14 protein-coding genes are annotated in these 16,064 nt (G+C 38.4%); all 14 read left to right on the top strand.

What is annotated here, in order from left to right; genetic code table 11:
- The first annotated feature begins 28 nt into the window (after nt 1-28).
- Complete coding sequence (locus AC4PG0_RS09965; protein WP_112120360.1) at nt 29-1,618, top strand: putative polysaccharide biosynthesis protein; 1,590 nt, start codon at nt 29-31, stop codon at nt 1,616-1,618.
- A 34-nt stretch (nt 1,619-1,652) separates the two neighbouring features.
- Nucleotides 1,653-1,919, top strand: coding sequence for an RNA-binding S4 domain-containing protein (locus AC4PG0_RS09960; RefSeq protein WP_003760031.1), 267 nt, complete (start codon nt 1,653-1,655; stop codon nt 1,917-1,919).
- A 225-nt stretch (nt 1,920-2,144) separates the two neighbouring features.
- Nucleotides 2,145-2,531: an FtsB family cell division protein gene (locus tag AC4PG0_RS09955; RefSeq protein WP_003765023.1), complete on the top strand. Its 387-nt coding sequence runs from the start codon at nt 2,145-2,147 to the stop codon at nt 2,529-2,531.
- Between the two features lie 150 nt (nt 2,532-2,681).
- On the top strand, nt 2,682-3,110 hold the full coding sequence (locus AC4PG0_RS09950) for a S1 domain-containing RNA-binding protein (protein ID WP_003718298.1): 429 nt from the start codon (nt 2,682-2,684) through the stop codon (nt 3,108-3,110).
- 110 nt (nt 3,111-3,220) lie between these two features.
- The gene (locus tag AC4PG0_RS09945; RefSeq protein ID WP_492167514.1) at nt 3,221-5,167 is read left to right on the top strand and encodes a bifunctional tRNA lysidine(34) synthetase TilS/hypoxanthine phosphoribosyltransferase HprT; all 1,947 of its coding nucleotides are present in this window, start codon (nt 3,221-3,223) and stop codon (nt 5,165-5,167) included.
- Between the two features lie 347 nt (nt 5,168-5,514).
- The gene (gene ftsH / locus AC4PG0_RS09940) at nt 5,515-7,587 is read left to right on the top strand and encodes an ATP-dependent zinc metalloprotease FtsH (protein ID WP_003772475.1); all 2,073 of its coding nucleotides are present in this window, start codon (nt 5,515-5,517) and stop codon (nt 7,585-7,587) included.
- A 115-nt stretch (nt 7,588-7,702) separates the two neighbouring features.
- Nucleotides 7,703-8,482, top strand: coding sequence for a type III pantothenate kinase (locus AC4PG0_RS09935; RefSeq protein WP_003772472.1), 780 nt, complete (start codon nt 7,703-7,705; stop codon nt 8,480-8,482).
- A gap of 15 nt (nt 8,483-8,497) precedes the next feature.
- Nucleotides 8,498-9,382 carry an Hsp33 family molecular chaperone HslO gene (gene hslO / locus AC4PG0_RS09930; protein WP_003760045.1) on the top strand — a complete coding sequence of 295 codons (885 nt, stop codon included), beginning with the start codon at nt 8,498-8,500 and terminating at the stop codon, nt 9,380-9,382.
- Nucleotides 9,383-9,498: 116 nt separating this feature from the next.
- The gene (gene cysK / locus AC4PG0_RS09925) at nt 9,499-10,425 is read left to right on the top strand and encodes a cysteine synthase A (RefSeq protein WP_010990298.1); all 927 of its coding nucleotides are present in this window, start codon (nt 9,499-9,501) and stop codon (nt 10,423-10,425) included.
- Nucleotides 10,426-11,322: 897 nt separating this feature from the next.
- Entirely contained in the window at nt 11,323-12,138 is an 816-nt protein-coding gene (folP, locus tag AC4PG0_RS09920; protein ID WP_077918119.1) for a dihydropteroate synthase, read from the top strand.
- Nucleotides 12,139-12,151: 13 nt separating this feature from the next.
- A complete protein-coding gene (gene folB, locus AC4PG0_RS09915; protein WP_003760053.1) occupies nt 12,152-12,526 on the top strand; it encodes a dihydroneopterin aldolase in 375 nt (124 codons plus the stop codon).
- Complete coding sequence (gene folK, locus AC4PG0_RS09910; protein ID WP_033533676.1) at nt 12,519-12,998, top strand: 2-amino-4-hydroxy-6-hydroxymethyldihydropteridine diphosphokinase; 480 nt, start codon at nt 12,519-12,521, stop codon at nt 12,996-12,998. The genes folB and folK overlap by 8 nt, the downstream gene beginning before the upstream one ends.
- Before the next feature lie 75 nt (nt 12,999-13,073).
- The gene (gene dusB / locus AC4PG0_RS09905) at nt 13,074-14,069 is read left to right on the top strand and encodes a tRNA dihydrouridine synthase DusB (protein ID WP_003772462.1); all 996 of its coding nucleotides are present in this window, start codon (nt 13,074-13,076) and stop codon (nt 14,067-14,069) included.
- Nucleotides 14,070-14,183: 114 nt separating this feature from the next.
- A complete protein-coding gene (gene lysS, locus AC4PG0_RS09900; protein ID WP_003772459.1) occupies nt 14,184-15,680 on the top strand; it encodes a lysine--tRNA ligase in 1,497 nt (498 codons plus the stop codon).
- Nucleotides 15,681-16,064 lie beyond the last annotated feature (384 nt).

Genomic DNA, 16,064 nt, shown 5'->3' with positions numbered 1-16,064 from the left:
CATTATTAAGAAGAAAGGAGGTGGCGGGATGTCAGAACGTTCCATGAAGGGACTAATGAAAGGAGCGGCTTGGCTAACCGCTGCCTCGTTTATCTCTAAATTACTTAGTGCAGTTTACCGGGTACCTTTTCAAAATATGGTGGGAGATGTTGGATTTTATATTTTTCAACAAGTATATCCAATATATGGAATTGCGATGACACTTGCGCTTGGAGGCTTCCCGGTTGTTATTTCTAAAATGCTGGCAGAAGCAGAGGGCGATTTAAGAAGGCAGCAAATAATTATGCGAGCTGTCTCACGGATGCTTCGAATTGTAAGCATCGTGATTTTTGCTTTCTTATTCATCTTTGCAGGTTTAATTGCAATCATGATGGGCGATCCAGCCCTTTCTGAGTTAATTCGCGTTATTAGTTTTGTGTTTTTGCTTATGCCACAACTCGCGTTCATGCGTGGTTTTTTCCAAGGTGAGGGAGACATGATACCAACAGCAATTTCTCAAACAGTCGAACAAATAATTCGAGTAGCTATCATTTTAATTGGTGCAGGACTTGCGCTCAATTTGGGACTTAATCTATATGACGCAGGCTCGATGGCGATGAGCGGAGCATTTTTTGGCGGGGTTGCCGGAATCTTTATTTTGCGCCATTTTTATAATAAAAAAGTCGCGCTTGGAGGAGGATTACAACCTGCTGTATTTGCAAATAAAGAAGAAAAAGTGGGGATTGGCCGGGCTTTTTTACGGCAAAGTGTAGCGATCTGTGTGGTCAGTTCCATGCTGATTTTATTTCAATTAGTAGACTCTTTTCAAGTTTACCGGTTAATGAGCGATTCAGGAATTCCGGAATTTATCGCTAAATCACTCAAAGGTATATACGACCGCGGGCAGCCAATTTTGCAATTAGGACTTGTGTTATCAACGGGGCTCGCTCTTGCGCTTGTTCCAATGATTACTGCGGCAAGGGTTCAAAATCAACAAAAAGAACTCAAACGCTCCATTTTATTAGCGGTTAAAATTACTCTGATTTTATCGGGAGCAGAAACTGTTGGATTAATCGTTATTATGCGCCCTTTAAATCAAATGCTATTTCAAACGCCAGATGGAACCTTTGTCTTACAATTATTCATGCCCGCCGTTTTCCTAAGTTCATTAATTGTAATGCTGAGTAGTATTTTACAAGGCTTCGGAAAAATCATCGTGCCCGCAGTTGGTGTTGGAATCGGTCTTATTGTAAAATGGATTACAGGCAGCATACTAATACCACGACTTGCAACTATTGGCGCGTCAATCTCAACGTGTATCGGCCTACTGATAGTCCTAATCATCTGTTACGTTTCGTTAAAACAGACCATTCGTGTACCATTTGTAGAGAAAACAATGATTTTAAGATTAGTTGCTGCGTTAGCTTTAATGGCAGTAGTTCCGTGTTTGTTCGAATGGTTCGCACCGTTAAGTACTAGACTCGGAAGTGCATTCCAAGCTATAACAAGTGCTGCTATTGGCGGAAGCGTTTTTCTTGTTTTTGCTCTGAGGTACAAATTGCTCGGCCCGAAAGATTTCGTTTTCCTTCCGTTTGGCTCCAAATTACTCGCACTTAGTAAGTTTGTAGCACGGAAATAATAATATAAAGTAGGTGAATAAAATGGCAACAACTATGCGCTTAGATAAATATTTAAAAGTTTCAAGATTAATTAAAAGACGAACAGTAGCAAAAGAAGTAGCTGAAAAAGGACGCATCGCTGTCAATGGAGTAACAGCTAAACCAGGAACAAATGTAAAATCTGGTGACGAACTTGTGATTCGCTTTGGTCCGAAAATCGTTACAGCAAAAATTGAACGCTTAGAAGAAAATGCAAAGAAAGAACAAGCAACAGAAATGTATACAATTTTAAAAGAAGAACGCACAGACGAAAGTAGATAGAAAAATCGTTTGAAATCGCGCACGTTAGCCGATTTCAAACGATTTTTTATTGGGTATAATAAAGTACAAACAATTTTTTGCAAAAAAGTCAAGAAAAATATCATAAAAAAAGCGGATTCCAATAGACAAATGCCTGATTTATTGATATTATTTTAAGCAAGAAACGTTTTTTTCTCTACCGAATTTCACAGATAAGAGCAAATAAGAACATGGGAGGGACGATGTATGAAAAAAGCCGAATCAAAAGTAGCGAGAATAGAAAACCGCTATATTAAAGATACCGCAACAATGAAAAAAACTCGTAATCGTCGCCGTATTGCCCTGTTCCGTAGACTTGCTTTTATGGCCATTATCTTTGCAGTCGTTGGTGGACTACTAACTATTACGTATACCAAACAAGTTTTAGCCCTCAAAGACAAAAAAGAAAAACAAGTGCAAGTAGATAAGAAAATGGTTGCAATGAAGGATGAACAAGAAGCGCTCAATGACCAAATCAAAAAACTTCATGATGATGAGTACATAGCCAAATTAGCAAGAAGTGAATATTATTTATCCAAAGATGGAGAAATTATTTTTAATATTCCCGAAGAAAATTCGAAACAAAAAGAGTAAGTCAAAGCCGAGCCGTCATTCTCCATGGTAGAATCAAAGGAAAATAGAGTTGAGTATTTTTGGAGTTTGCGAGTTTGACTGATTGACACTCTTTTTATTATAGCTATAATTAAGCAATAGAGTGATATTTTAAGGAGGACGCATTTTTTTATGTCGATCGAAGTAGGCAACAAGTTACAAGGGAAGGTTACTGGAATTACTAATTTTGGAGCATTTGTGGAGCTAGAAGGTGGCAAAACAGGTTTAGTCCATATTAGTGAGGTAGCAGATAACTATGTTAAAGACATTAATGACATCTTAACTGTAGGGGATGAAGTTACTGTCAAAGTAATGAATATTGGTGATGATGGCAAGATTGGTCTGTCCATTCGTAAAGCAGTAGATCGTCCGGACCGCCCAGAAAAAAGTTATGATCGTAAGCCAAAATACAGCAAAAAACCTGCTGGAAACTATGTGAAACCAGCCGAGAGCTTTGAAGATATAATGTCTAAATTCTTGAAAGATAGTGATGAAAGACTTACTACTATCAAACGCCAAACAGAATCTAAACGTGGCGGCCGAGGAGCAAAACGCGGCTAAAACGCTAAAAACTAATTGTAAAGTATAGAAGGATGCACCGTATTGGATCATAATACGGTGCACTTTTTGATAAAATGTGAGAGCCGAATTTCGAAGGAAGGGTTTCTTGAATGGATGACACCAAAAAACGAATACATAAATATATCGAGAAACATGACTTAATCCGATCCGATGATAAATTGCTTGTGGCAGTTTCTGGTGGGCCGGATTCTTTTGCGTTGCTCCATTTTTTATGGTCAGCTAAGTTAGTTCCAAAAGAAGCTATCGCCGTTGCTCATCTAAATCACCATTTACGAGAAAATGCAGAAAAAGAGCAACTCGCCGTTCAGACTTTTTGCGAAGAGCGGGATATTCCATTTTTTATAGAAGAAGTAGATGTAAAAAAACGCGCGGAGAAGCTGCAAAAAGGCATTGAAGAAACAGCCCGTATTGTCAGATATGACTTCTTTGAAAAAGTAATGGCCGAGAACAATATAAATAAACTTGTACTGGCGCATCACGCGGATGATCAAATCGAGACAATTCTCATGAGGTTAGTTCGTGGTAGTTCTAGTATCGGTTGGTCAGGCATACAACCAAAACGTGAAGTGAAAGGCGGTTATGCCATTCGCCCTTTCTTACCAATTACAAAAGCCGAAATCATCGAATACGCAACCAAACACACTTTGCCATATGAAATCGATGAATCAAATACCAGCCAAGAATACACTAGAAATCGTTATCGTACACAGCTATTGCCCTTTCTATCTAAAGAAAATCCCGCTGTTTATGATCACTTCAAAAGATTTTCCGAAGAAACAAGCGAAGATTTTCAGTTTTTAGAAGAGTTAGCAAGCAATTTATTAAAGAAAAATCTCATTCAAAACGGCAAACAATCAACACTTTTACTCAGTGAATTTAAAAATGAAGCGAATCCTTTACAACGTCGCGCAATTCATTTACTATTGATGTATCTGTACAATGATGATGGCCGTGTTATTACAGTTAATCACATCTACCAGATTATCCAGATGATTCAAAGCGAAAATCCATCAAGCTCTATTGATTTACCAAAAAAACTCACTGTTATAAGATCATACAACGAACTCCATTTTCAATTTGGAGAAAGACATGCTCCTCCTGAGTTTTATCATCAATTAGAACTAAATGACCGCATTGAATTAGACAATAAAGCAAGCATCCGTTTAAAGTTAAAAAGTTCTGTTGTTCAAACAAATGGGCTAAATGGAATGCTACTGGATGCAGAAGACATCACACTTCCATTAATCGTCCGAAACCGTGTGAACGGCGACAGGATGACGATGAAAGGACAAGCAGGTAGTAAAAAACTAAAAGATATTTTCATCGATGCCAAAATACCAAGGCAAGAACGCGACAATTTACCCGTAATTACAGACTATACTGGAAAAATCCTTTGGGTGCCCGGCGTGAAAAAGTCTGCATATGACCGAGAATTTAGTCGTAGCAAAAAGCAATACATTATTAGGTACACTCGAAATATAGGAGGAAACGAGAGCATGCATAATGATATTCAGAAAGTACTGATATCGGAGGATGAATTACAAGAGAAAATTCGTGAACTTGGTCGTGAGTTGACAGCGGAATATGAAGGACGTAACCCATTAGTGGTAGGCGTGTTAAAAGGCGCAACCCCTTTTATGACTGATTTACTTAAAAGAATAGACACATACTTAGAGATGGACTTCATGGATGTTTCCAGTTACGGAAATGGTACAGTATCATCGGGTGAAGTGAAAATTATTAAAGACCTGAATGCTTCAGTAGAAGGTCGCGATGTACTTATAATTGAAGATATAATTGATAGCGGTCGTACACTTAGTTACCTAGTAGACCTAATCAAATATCGCAAAGCAAAATCAGTTAAACTGGTTACTTTGCTTGATAAACCAGCTGGGAGAAATGTGGCAATTGAAGCTGACTATGTAGGGTTTGTTGTACCTAATGAATTTGTAGTTGGATATGGCCTAGACTATGCTGAACGTTACCGTAATCTACCATATATCGGTATTTTAAAACCAGAAATTTATAGCGAGTGAAAATAATTAACAAACAGAACTATTTTTTGTTAAAATGTAATAGATACCTTTTTCGAAAACAAAAAGAAAAAAATTGCTGCCAAACATGCAAAATAGTGGGCAATCTAGATTCGGTATGCTATCATTAGTCTTAGTTTTCGAAGGTGAAAATTGTATCAATAAATATTAAAAAATCTAAATTAATAATAGAATAACTTCGTGAGAGAAAAAGCGAAACGGATATGTTTTTAATAATCAGGGGAAGAAAACATTGTTTCTAAATCTGCTATTAGTAAAAAACAACTTTTAAAGGGGTAAAAGTCCAGAGAAAGTAAGAATCCAAGCTCTTACGTGGGAGGAGGTAAGGAATGAACAGGTTTTTTAGAAATGCGATATTTTATGTCATAATATTCCTTGTTATTATCGGGATTGTTGCTTCATTTAATTCAAATAAAGAGGCAGCCAAAGATATTAGCTATTCAGAATTTGTGAGTAAATTAGAAGATGGTAAAGTTAAATCCGTAGAAATACAGCCAGACCGCAGTGTTTATACAATCGAAGGAGAATTTAAATCAAGCGATAAAAGCTCCGACGACAAAAAAACCGGTCTTGGCCAAAGTAAAACAAGCAGCACTGCTTTCACAACATACGCTTTAAATAGCGATACTTCACTTGGCGATTTGCAAAAAACGCTTGATAAAGAAGACGTGAAAACAACAGTAGTACCTGCCAAACAAAACAGCGGTTGGGTTACATTCCTAACTTCTATTGTACCTTTTGTAATTATCTTCATCCTCTTCTTCTTCCTAATGAGCCAGTCTCAAGGTGGTGGCGGCGGTAAAGTTATGAGCTTTGGTAAAAGTAAAGCCAAACTTTACAACGACGACAAGAAGAAAGTTCGCTTCACAGATGTAGCTGGAGCAGACGAGGAAAAACAAGAGCTTGTTGAAGTAGTAGAATTCCTAAAAGATCCGCGCAAATTTGCGGACCTTGGCGCTCGTATTCCGAAAGGTGTCCTTTTAGTAGGTCCTCCGGGTACTGGTAAAACCTTGCTAGCTCGTGCAGTTGCCGGTGAAGCAGGCGTGCCATTCTTCTCAATCTCAGGTTCAGACTTTGTAGAAATGTTTGTCGGTGTCGGTGCAAGCCGTGTCCGTGATTTATTCGAAAATGCGAAGAAAAATGCACCATGTATCATTTTCATTGATGAAATTGATGCAGTTGGTCGTCAACGTGGAGCAGGAATGGGCGGCGGTCACGATGAACGTGAACAAACCCTAAACCAATTACTAGTTGAAATGGATGGTTTCGGCGGCAATGAAGGTATCATCATTATTGCAGCAACTAACCGTGCAGACGTACTTGACCCAGCACTTCTTCGTCCAGGTCGTTTTGACCGTCAAATTATGGTTGATCGTCCAGACGTAAAAGGCCGTGAAGCAGTACTTCGTGTTCATGCTCGTAACAAACCACTTGCTAAAAGTGTTGATTTAAAAGCAATCGCTCAACGTACACCGGGATTCTCTGGTGCCGATTTAGAAAACTTACTGAATGAAGCTGCACTTGTTGCCGCTCGTTCCGATAAGAAAGAAATAGACATGAGTGACCTCGATGAAGCTAGTGACCGCGTAATTGCTGGACCGGCTAAGAAAAATCGAGTTATCTCTGAAAAAGAACGCCGCACAGTTGCCTATCATGAAGGTGGTCACGTTATCGTCGGAATGGTACTTGATGAAGCGGAAGTTGTGCATAAAGTTACCATCGTTCCTCGTGGACAAGCTGGTGGTTATGCCGTAATGTTACCAAAAGAAGATCGCTTCCTAATGACAAAAGCTGAGTTAATGGACCGTATTACTGGTTTACTTGGTGGACGCGTAGCCGAAGAAGTTACTTTTGGTGAAGTAACAACTGGTGCAAGTAACGACTTTGAACGTGCAACTGAACTCGCTCGCCGCATGGTAACTGAATGGGGTATGAGTGACAAGATTGGACCACTTCAATTCACTTCTGGTAATGGTCAAGTATTTATGGGCCGCGATTTTGGTAGCGATAAAGGATATTCCGATAAAATCGCCTACGAAATTGATACAGAAGTTCAAAGCTTAATCCGCTACTGTTATGACCGCGCTAAAACAATCATTACAGAACACCAAGAGCAACATAAACTTATCGCGGAAACATTACTAAAAGTAGAAACATTAGATGCTCGCCAAATTCGTTCCCTATTTGATGACGGTGTAATGCCTCCAGATATCGATACGATTGACGTAGAAGCAGAATATCCTTCTGAAAAAGACGAAGAAGTAGCAGGTAAATCTTTTGAAGAAGAAAAAGAAGACTTGAAAGAAGAAAAAGTCGAAGAAACACAAGATGAACCAAAAGAAGTAACTTCGGAAGATGCTCCAAATATTGAGCAAACTCCAAACGATAAAAAAGACGAATAAGATCAAAGAGGCTGGGCTTTCCCAGTCTCTTTTTTGAAGCTATATTATTCGGATTTTTAAGTAAAACATGTTATGATACGTTAGAAAAATCTTCTAAAGGACGGTATTTAAACTTATGATACTTGTAATAGACGTGGGAAACACTAACTGTACTGTCGGAGTTTATAAAGAACAGAAACTTCTAAGACATTGGCGGATGACAACTGATCGTCATCGTACTTCCGATGAATTAGGAATGACAGTCTTGAACTTTTTTTCGTATGCAAATTTAACGCCTTCTGATATTCAAGGAATTATTATTTCGTCCGTCGTTCCACCAATCATGCACGCAATGGAAACAATGTGTGTACGCTATTTCAATATTCGACCGCTAATCGTTGGTCCAGGAATAAAAACAGGCTTAAATCTAAAAGTCGATAACCCTCGTGAAATTGGTTCTGATCGAATCGTAAATGCTGTCGCTGCTTCAGAAGAGTACGGAACTCCGGTAATTGTAGTTGATTTTGGAACTGCAACCACTTTTTGCTATATTGACGAGGCTGGAGTCTACCAAGGAGGCGCAATTGCTCCCGGTATTATGATTTCGACCGAAGCCCTATACAATCGTGCCGCAAAACTTCCGCGGGTAGACATTGCAGAATCAAGTCAAATTATTGGTAAATCTACCGTGGCATCGATGCAAGCGGGTATTTTTTACGGTTTCATCGGTCAATGCGAAGGAATTATCGCAGAAATGAAAAAGCAATCTAATACAAGTCCGGTTGTAGTAGCGACTGGCGGGCTAGCTCGGATGATAACAGAAAAATCTTCCGCAGTAGACATTTTAGATCCGTTTTTAACATTAAAAGGTTTGGAACTTCTCTATAGAAGAAACAAGCCAACCACAGAAAAATAAAAGGAGTTTTATATAATGAGCGATTATTTAGTTAAAGCGTTAGCCTACGATGGCATGGCGCGTGTATATGCAGCAGTAACAACAGAAACAATCAAGGAAGCACAAAGAAGACATGATACATGGTCAGTTTCCTCTGCCGCACTTGGTAGAACGATGACTGGAACACTTTTCCTTGGAGCAATGCAAAAAGAAGACCAAAAAATAACCGTGAAAATCGAAGGCGACGGCCCAATCGGTCCAATCGTAGCTGATAGTAACGCGCAAGGTCAAATTAGAGGTTACGTAACAAATCCACACGTCCACTTCAGCGAACTAAATGAAGCTGGAAAACTAGACGTCCGCCGCGGTGTAGGAACGTCTGGTATGCTTTCAGTAGTAAAAGATTTAGGCTTTGGAGAAAATTTCACTGGTCAAACACCGATCGTTTCAGGTGAAATTGGCGAAGACTTTACTTACTATTTAGCAACATCTGAACAAATCAATTCATCAGTAGGCGTTGGAGTTCTTGTTAATCCAGATGATACAATCGAAGCAGCAGGCGGTTTCATGCTGCAACTTCTTCCAGGTGCAACAGACGAAATCATTGATGAAATTGAAAAAAATCTCTCTACATTACCCACAGTTTCAAGAATGATTGAAGCCGGAGAAACACCAGAAACTATTCTAGCTAAACTCGCAGGCGGCGAAGATAAACTACAAATTCTAGAAAAAATCCCTGTAGCTTTTGAGTGTAATTGCTCCAAAGAACGTTTTGGCAGTGCGATTATTTCACTTGGAAAAGAAGAAATACGTTCGATGATAGAAGAAGATCACGGTGCCGAAGCAGAATGTCATTTTTGCCGTAACACCTACGATTTCTCAGAAGAAGAATTAGAAAAACTATACGAAGAAGCGAAATGATGAAAAAAGAGCGCCTGACTGGGTGCTCTTTTTTTAAAAGTGATTAAACTTGACAAAATAGGTCGGAATTAATTAAACTATATGAAAGACCTAAAAAAGATAGGAGTGCTTTAAAAATGACAATTGTAAATTCGATCACTGATTTAATTGGAAAGACACCTATTGTGAAACTTAATCGTTTACCAGAAGCAGGTAGCGCCGACGTATATGTGAAATTAGAATTCCAAAATCCGGGTGGTAGCGTAAAAGATCGTATTGCTAATGCGATGATCGAAAGCGCTGAAAAATCAGGTGCATTAAAACCAGGAGATACAATTATCGAACCAACTAGTGGTAACACTGGTATCGGACTAGCAATGGTAGCAGCAGCAAAAGGTTACCAAGCAATCTTCGTAATGCCAGAAACAATGAGTATAGAACGTCGTAAATTACTTCAAGCTTATGGTGCGAAATTAGTGCTAACTCCAGGACCAGATGGCATGAAAGGCGCAATTGCTAAAGCAGAAGAACTTGCAAAAGAAAATAATTATTTCGTTCCTCAACAATTCCACAATCCAGCAAACCCAGCTGTCCATGAAGAAACAACTGGACCAGAAATCGTTGAAGCTTTCGGTAAAGATGGCTTAGATGCTTTCATCGCAGGAGTGGGAACAGGCGGAACAGTAACTGGTGTAGGACACGTACTTAAAAAGAACTACCCAGATGTTAAAATCTATGCTCTTGAACCAGAAGAATCCCCAGTACTTAGCGGTGGTTCTCCATCGCCTCATAAAATCCAAGGTATCGGAGCTGGTTTTGTACCAGATACATTAGATACAAAAGTTTATGATGGCATTTTGAAAGTTTCAAGTGAAGATGCGCTTGAAACAGCACGCGAAGTAGCGAAAAAAGAAGGTATCCTAGTAGGTATTTCTTCCGGAGCAACTATTAAAGCTGCTCTAGACCTTGCAAAAGAACTTGGTGCTGGTAAAAAAGTGCTCGCAATCGTTGCAAGTAACGGCGAACGCTACTTAAGTACACCGCTTTATAATTTTGAAGATTAGTAATCCAGAGAGCCTAGATTTTCTAGGTTCTTTTTTTATGATAAGAAATAAATGCATTTCTTACTATTTTCTAATCAAATGCACAGCGGAAATTTTCTTTTTCTAGTTAAAATGTATTTATAAGCTAACAACAACAAAACATTTTCATTCTTTCCCCTTTTAGAATGGAAATCCCAAACTCCCTTTTTAGCCAGTGTGGTTTACTCCCTTTTTCCACACTGGTTTTTTAATGCAAAAAAATGAAAAGAAAAACCGAGAAATCTCATGAAACTTTAACAAAAATCACAGTGTATCCACCAAAAACTTGGTTAATATATAGTCATAAGCTAACAACAACAAAACATTTTCATTCTTCCCCCTTTTAGAATGGAAATCCCAAACTCCCTTTTTTGACCAGTGTGGTTTACTCCCTTTTTCCACACTGGTTTTTTAATGCAAAAAATGAAAAGAAAAACCGAGAAATCTCATGAAACTTTAACAAAAATCACAGTGTATCCACCGAAAACTTGGTTAATATATAGTCATAAGCTAACAACAAGCAAAACAATTCATTCTTTCCCCTTTTTAGAATGAAATTCCTAAACTCCCTTTTTGACCAGTGTGGTTTACTCCCTTTTTCCACACTGGTTTTTTTAATGCAAAAAAATGAAAAGAAAAACCGAAAAATCTCATGAAACTTTAACAAAAATCACAGTGTATCCACCAAAAACTTGGTTAATATATAATCATAAGCTAACAACAAGCATAACATTTTCATTCTTCTCCCCCCTATTAGAATGAAAACCCTAAACTCCCTTTTTTGACCGATGCGGTTTACTCCCTTTTCCGCATCGGTTTTTTTGTGCGCTAAAATCACTGAATTCTGCTATAATAAATCTCGGAAAGAGGTGTTGGTGCTTGAAGAAGTGGAAAAGGGATCACCTAGGTATGGTCATGGGAATATTGAATGTTACGCCAGACTCTTTTTCAGACGGCGGAAAATATATGCAAGTAGAAGAAGCTGTAGCTCGAGCTGTACAAATGGCGAAAGATGGAGCAGGAATTATCGACGTTGGTGGGATTTCTACTCGACCGGGTTTTTCGGAAGTTACACCAGAAGAAGAACTTGCACGAATTATTCCGGTTATTAAAGCTGTTAGAAATGCTCTTCCAGATATATGGATTTCAGTTGATACTTGGCGAGCGGAAGTAGCAGAACAAGCCGTTTTAGCTGGAGCTGACATGATAAATGATCAGTGGGGTGCGAAAAAAGAACCGAAAATTGCTGAAGTTGCAGCGAAGTATGGTATACCGATTTGTTTAATGCATAACCGAGAAAATACGCAATATCAAGATTTCTTAGAAGATGTGAAGAAAGATTTATTAGAGAGTGTTGCAATCGCTAAAGCAGCAGCTGTGCCAGATGAACATATCATTTTAGATCCAGGCTTTGGATTCGTTAAAACACCAGCTCAAAATTTAGAAGTATTGCGCCGTATTGATGAAATTGTCGCACTTGGCTATGAAGTCCTGCTTGGAACAAGTCGAAAATCAACTATTGGTTTGGTGCTTGGAACTACTCCTCTAGATAGAATGGAAGGAACTGGCGCAACAACAGTTTACGGATTTGCAAAAGGATGTACAATTACTCGTGTACATGATGTACTTCCGATAGCTCGCATGGTACGGATGACAGATGCGATTACTGGTAAATTAGATATTACAAAATTATAAAGAGGTGCTTTGATTGGATAAAATTTATTTAAATGAATTAGCGTTTTATGGTTATCATGGAGTTTTACAAGAAGAAACAAAATTAGGTCAAACATTTAGAGTATCTCTAATCCTTGGACTTTCTACAAAAAAAGCAGGTCAATCAGATAGTGTAGATGACACTGTAAGTTATGCGGACGTCTATGAAACCGTGAAAGGAATAGTAGAAGGTACGCCGTTTAAACTAATTGAAGCTCTTGCTGAAAAAATCGCATCGGAAGTTTTAACAGACTATCCGCTTTTAGAAGAGATTACGGTCAAGCTTATTAAACCAAATCCGCCAATTCCAGGTCACTATGATTCTGTTGCAGTCGAAATTAAACGTAAGAGAAGTGATTTGGATGGCTAAAGCTTTTTTGTCGATTGGTACAAACATAGGGGAACGTTTAGATAATCTAAATGATGCACTAAGAGGCCTAGCTGATTCTGAGAAAATCAAAATTACTAATGTTTCTAGCGTATATGAAACAGATGCAGTAGGTTATGAAGATCAAGCAGCATTTTTAAATATCGCAGCGGAAGTCGAAACGGACTTTATGCCAAATGAATTACTAGACTTTTGCCTTGCGCTCGAACTTGAATTGGGGCGAGTTCGATTGTTTAAATGGGGGCCGCGCTTAATCGATATTGATATTCTATTATACGACGATGTTAAAATCGATACAGAAAAGCTAAAAATCCCACATCCTTATATGAAAGAACGCGCTTTTGTAATGATACCTTTAATAGAAATTTCACCAGAAAAAAGCAATCTTTTAGAGAATCCAGCAATTTTAGAAGAACAAGGCGTTCGAAAAATAAAAAATCAAGTGAACTGGTAAAATTGGCACTTGCAGAAAAAACTGATTATGATAACATATCACTAGCGCAATTTAAGAGGAAGGGGTTTACCAATAATGTTTAAAATCGGTAACGTAGAAATTAAAAACCAAGTAGTTGTGGCGCCAATGGCCGGTATATCCAATTCCGCATTTCGTCTAACAGTCAAAGAATTCGGAGCAGGCCTAGTTTGCTGTGAAATGATTAGTGACAAAGGAATCGCATACCGTAATGCTAAAACACTTGATATGCTATATATTGATGAAAAAGAAAAACCACTAAGCTTACAAATTTTTGGTGGTGAGAAAGAAACGCTTGTGGAGGCTGCGAAATTTGTGGCTGAAAACACTACAGCAGATATTATTGATATTAATATGGGCTGCCCTGTAAACAAAATTATCAAATGTGAAGCTGGAGCAAAATGGTTACTTGATCCAAATAAAGTTTATGATATGGTAGCTGCTGTTGTGGATGCTGTTGATAAACCTGTAACGGTAAAAATGCGTATTGGCTGGGACGAAGAACATGTCTTTGCTATCGAAAACGCTCTCGCAGCTGAACGTGCAGGCGCTGCAGCTGTTGCAATGCATGGTCGTACTCGTGTCCAAATGTACGAAGGTAGTGCAAACTGGGATGTGCTTAGAGATGTTAAACGCGAGCTAAAAGTCCCGTTCATGGCAAATGGTGACGTAAGAACACCTGAAGATGCCAAACGAATCCTAGAACATACAGGAGCTGATGGCGTAATGATTGGCCGTGCTGCTCTAGGAAACCCATGGATGATTTACAGAACGGTGAAATTCTTGGAAACAGGAGAACTCCTACCAGAACCAGAACCACGCGAAAAAATGGAAACAGCTATGCTTCACTTAAACCGTTTAGTCGAATTAAAAGGTGAAAACATTGCTGTACGCGAATTTAGACAACACGCAGCATACTATTTAAAAGGAGCTCGCGGTAGTACCCGTGCAAAAGTAGCTGCTAACCAAGCAACAAAACAATCAGAAATGGAAGCAATTTTAAATGAATTTGTTCTTCAATACGAAGAAAAAGCATTAGCAAAACAAGATTAATCATTGTTGCCTCGAGATTTCGGGGCAATTTTTAAATTTATACTAGAAAAACAAGACCAAAAAAGCGTATAATGGAAACATCTGTAGAAATGAATAGAATAGGAGTGTACCTATATGAGTAACGAGAATCATGAAGAACTAAATGACCAACTCATCGTCCGTCGAGAAAAAGTGGACACATTGCGCGAAGAAGGCATAGATCCTTTTGGTGAGAAATTCATCCGTTCCATCAGCCCGGAAGAAATTGAAACAAAATTTGCTGATAAATCAAAAGAAGACCTTGAAGAAGCTGCGATTGAAGTTTCTGTAGCAGGACGAATCATGACGAAGCGTGTCAAAGGTAAAGTAGGTTTCACGCATATTCAAGACCGTTTCCATCAATTACAAATCTACATTCGTAAAGATGCTATTGGCGAAGATGCCTATGCGATTTTCAAATTAGCTGATTTAGGAGACATTATTGGTATAAAAGGAACTATTTTCCGCACTAACACAGGGGAATTATCCGTAAAAGCAACAGAGTTCACTTTGCTTTCTAAATCATTACGCCCACTTCCTGATAAATATCACGGTTTAAAAGACGTAGAACAACGCTACCGTCAACGTTATTTAGACTTAATTACAAATGAAGAAAGTCAAAATCGTTTTGTTATGCGTAGTAAAATCTTGAAATACACTCGTGATTACATGGATAATCAAGGTTTCTTAGAAGTAGAAACACCAGTACTCCATACCATTGCTGGCGGAGCTGCCGCAAAACCATTTATTACACATCATAATGCACTTGATATGGAATTATACTTACGAATCGCCTTAGAACTTCATCTGAAACGCCTAATTGTCGGCGGGATGGATAAAGTCTATGAAATCGGTCGTGTTTTCCGTAATGAAGGAACATCCACACGCCATAACCCTGAATTCACAATGCTAGAATCATACGCTGCTTATGAAGATTATGAAGATGTTATGGACTTAGTGGAAGGCTTAGTATCAACAGTATGTAAACAAGTAAATGGAACAACAAAAATAACATACGGCGAATACGATGTAGATCTGACTCCAAATTGGCGTCGTATCCACATGGCAGACGCAGTAAAAGAATATGTAGGCGTAGATTTCTGGAATGTAACATCTGATGAAGAAGCACACGAACTAGCTAAAAAACATGATGTAGCAGTAACAGAACACATGACGTATGGCCATATTCTTAATGAATTTTTTGAAACATACGTAGAAGAGAAACTAATTCAACCAACATTTGTATATGGTCATCCAGTGGAAATTTCTCCTTTAGCTAAGAAAAACAAAGAAGACGAGCGTTTCACTGATCGTTTTGAATTATTCATCGTTGGTCGTGAACATGCTAATGCGTTCTCAGAATTAAATGATCCAATTGATCAAAGAGAACGTTTTGAAGCACAAATGAAAGAACGCGAACAAGGAAATGATGAGGCTCACGGAATGGATGCAGATTTCCTTGAAGCATTAGAATATGGTCTACCGCCAACAGGTGGACTAGGTATAGGTATAGACCGTCTAGTAATGTTATTAACAGACGCTCCATCTATCCGTGATATATTATTATTCCCAACAATGAAACATCGCGATTAACAACGAATCCAGAGCTGATTTTACCAGTTCTGGATTTTGCTATTTTATTAGAAAAAAACAAATTTGCCAAAGAGAAACTTTTTCTTAAAATATGCTTGCAATACCTATAAAAACATGATATATTTATAAACGTTCCAGTTAAACAAAGACAAAATGTTCTTCAGGAAATTAAATTTTTTTGAAAAAACTTCTTGACTTTAACTACTGGATAGAGTAAGATATAAGAGTTGCTGCTAAACGCGGCAACGAAGAAAAAGTGACCTTTGAAAACTGAACAAAGAAGAAGACGAAAAGCAATGAGACGTAAAGTCTCACTGGTAATCGCAGGGCAGAAAACAGAAAGCTGTTTTCAACAAAAACAAACTAGTAATTTAATTGCTAGCG

Source organism: Listeria sp. MAN/IMW/UF464, assembly GCF_058683955.1.
This window is presented reverse-complemented; position numbering and strand designations above follow the sequence as displayed.

Bases quoted from the DNA above. Each gene is read 5' to 3' on its own strand.
- AC4PG0_RS09965 (WP_112120360.1), top strand. From the start codon at position 29: ATGTCAGAACGTTCCATGAAGGGACTAATGAAAGGAGCGGCTTGGCTA.
- AC4PG0_RS09960 (WP_003760031.1), top strand. From the start codon at position 1,653: ATGCGCTTAGATAAATATTTAAAAGTTTCAAGATTAATTAAAAGACGA.
- AC4PG0_RS09955 (WP_003765023.1), top strand. From the start codon at position 2,145: ATGAAAAAAGCCGAATCAAAAGTAGCGAGAATAGAAAACCGCTATATT.
- AC4PG0_RS09950 (WP_003718298.1), top strand. From the start codon at position 2,682: ATGTCGATCGAAGTAGGCAACAAGTTACAAGGGAAGGTTACTGGAATT.
- AC4PG0_RS09945 (WP_492167514.1), top strand. From the start codon at position 3,221: ATGGATGACACCAAAAAACGAATACATAAATATATCGAGAAACATGAC.
- ftsH (WP_003772475.1), top strand. From the start codon at position 5,515: ATGAACAGGTTTTTTAGAAATGCGATATTTTATGTCATAATATTCCTT.
- AC4PG0_RS09935 (WP_003772472.1), top strand. From the start codon at position 7,703: ATGATACTTGTAATAGACGTGGGAAACACTAACTGTACTGTCGGAGTT.
- hslO (WP_003760045.1), top strand. From the start codon at position 8,498: ATGAGCGATTATTTAGTTAAAGCGTTAGCCTACGATGGCATGGCGCGT.
- cysK (WP_010990298.1), top strand. From the start codon at position 9,499: ATGACAATTGTAAATTCGATCACTGATTTAATTGGAAAGACACCTATT.
- folK (WP_033533676.1), top strand. From the start codon at position 12,519: ATGGCTAAAGCTTTTTTGTCGATTGGTACAAACATAGGGGAACGTTTA.
- dusB (WP_003772462.1), top strand. From the start codon at position 13,074: ATGTTTAAAATCGGTAACGTAGAAATTAAAAACCAAGTAGTTGTGGCG.
- lysS (WP_003772459.1), top strand. From the start codon at position 14,184: ATGAGTAACGAGAATCATGAAGAACTAAATGACCAACTCATCGTCCGT.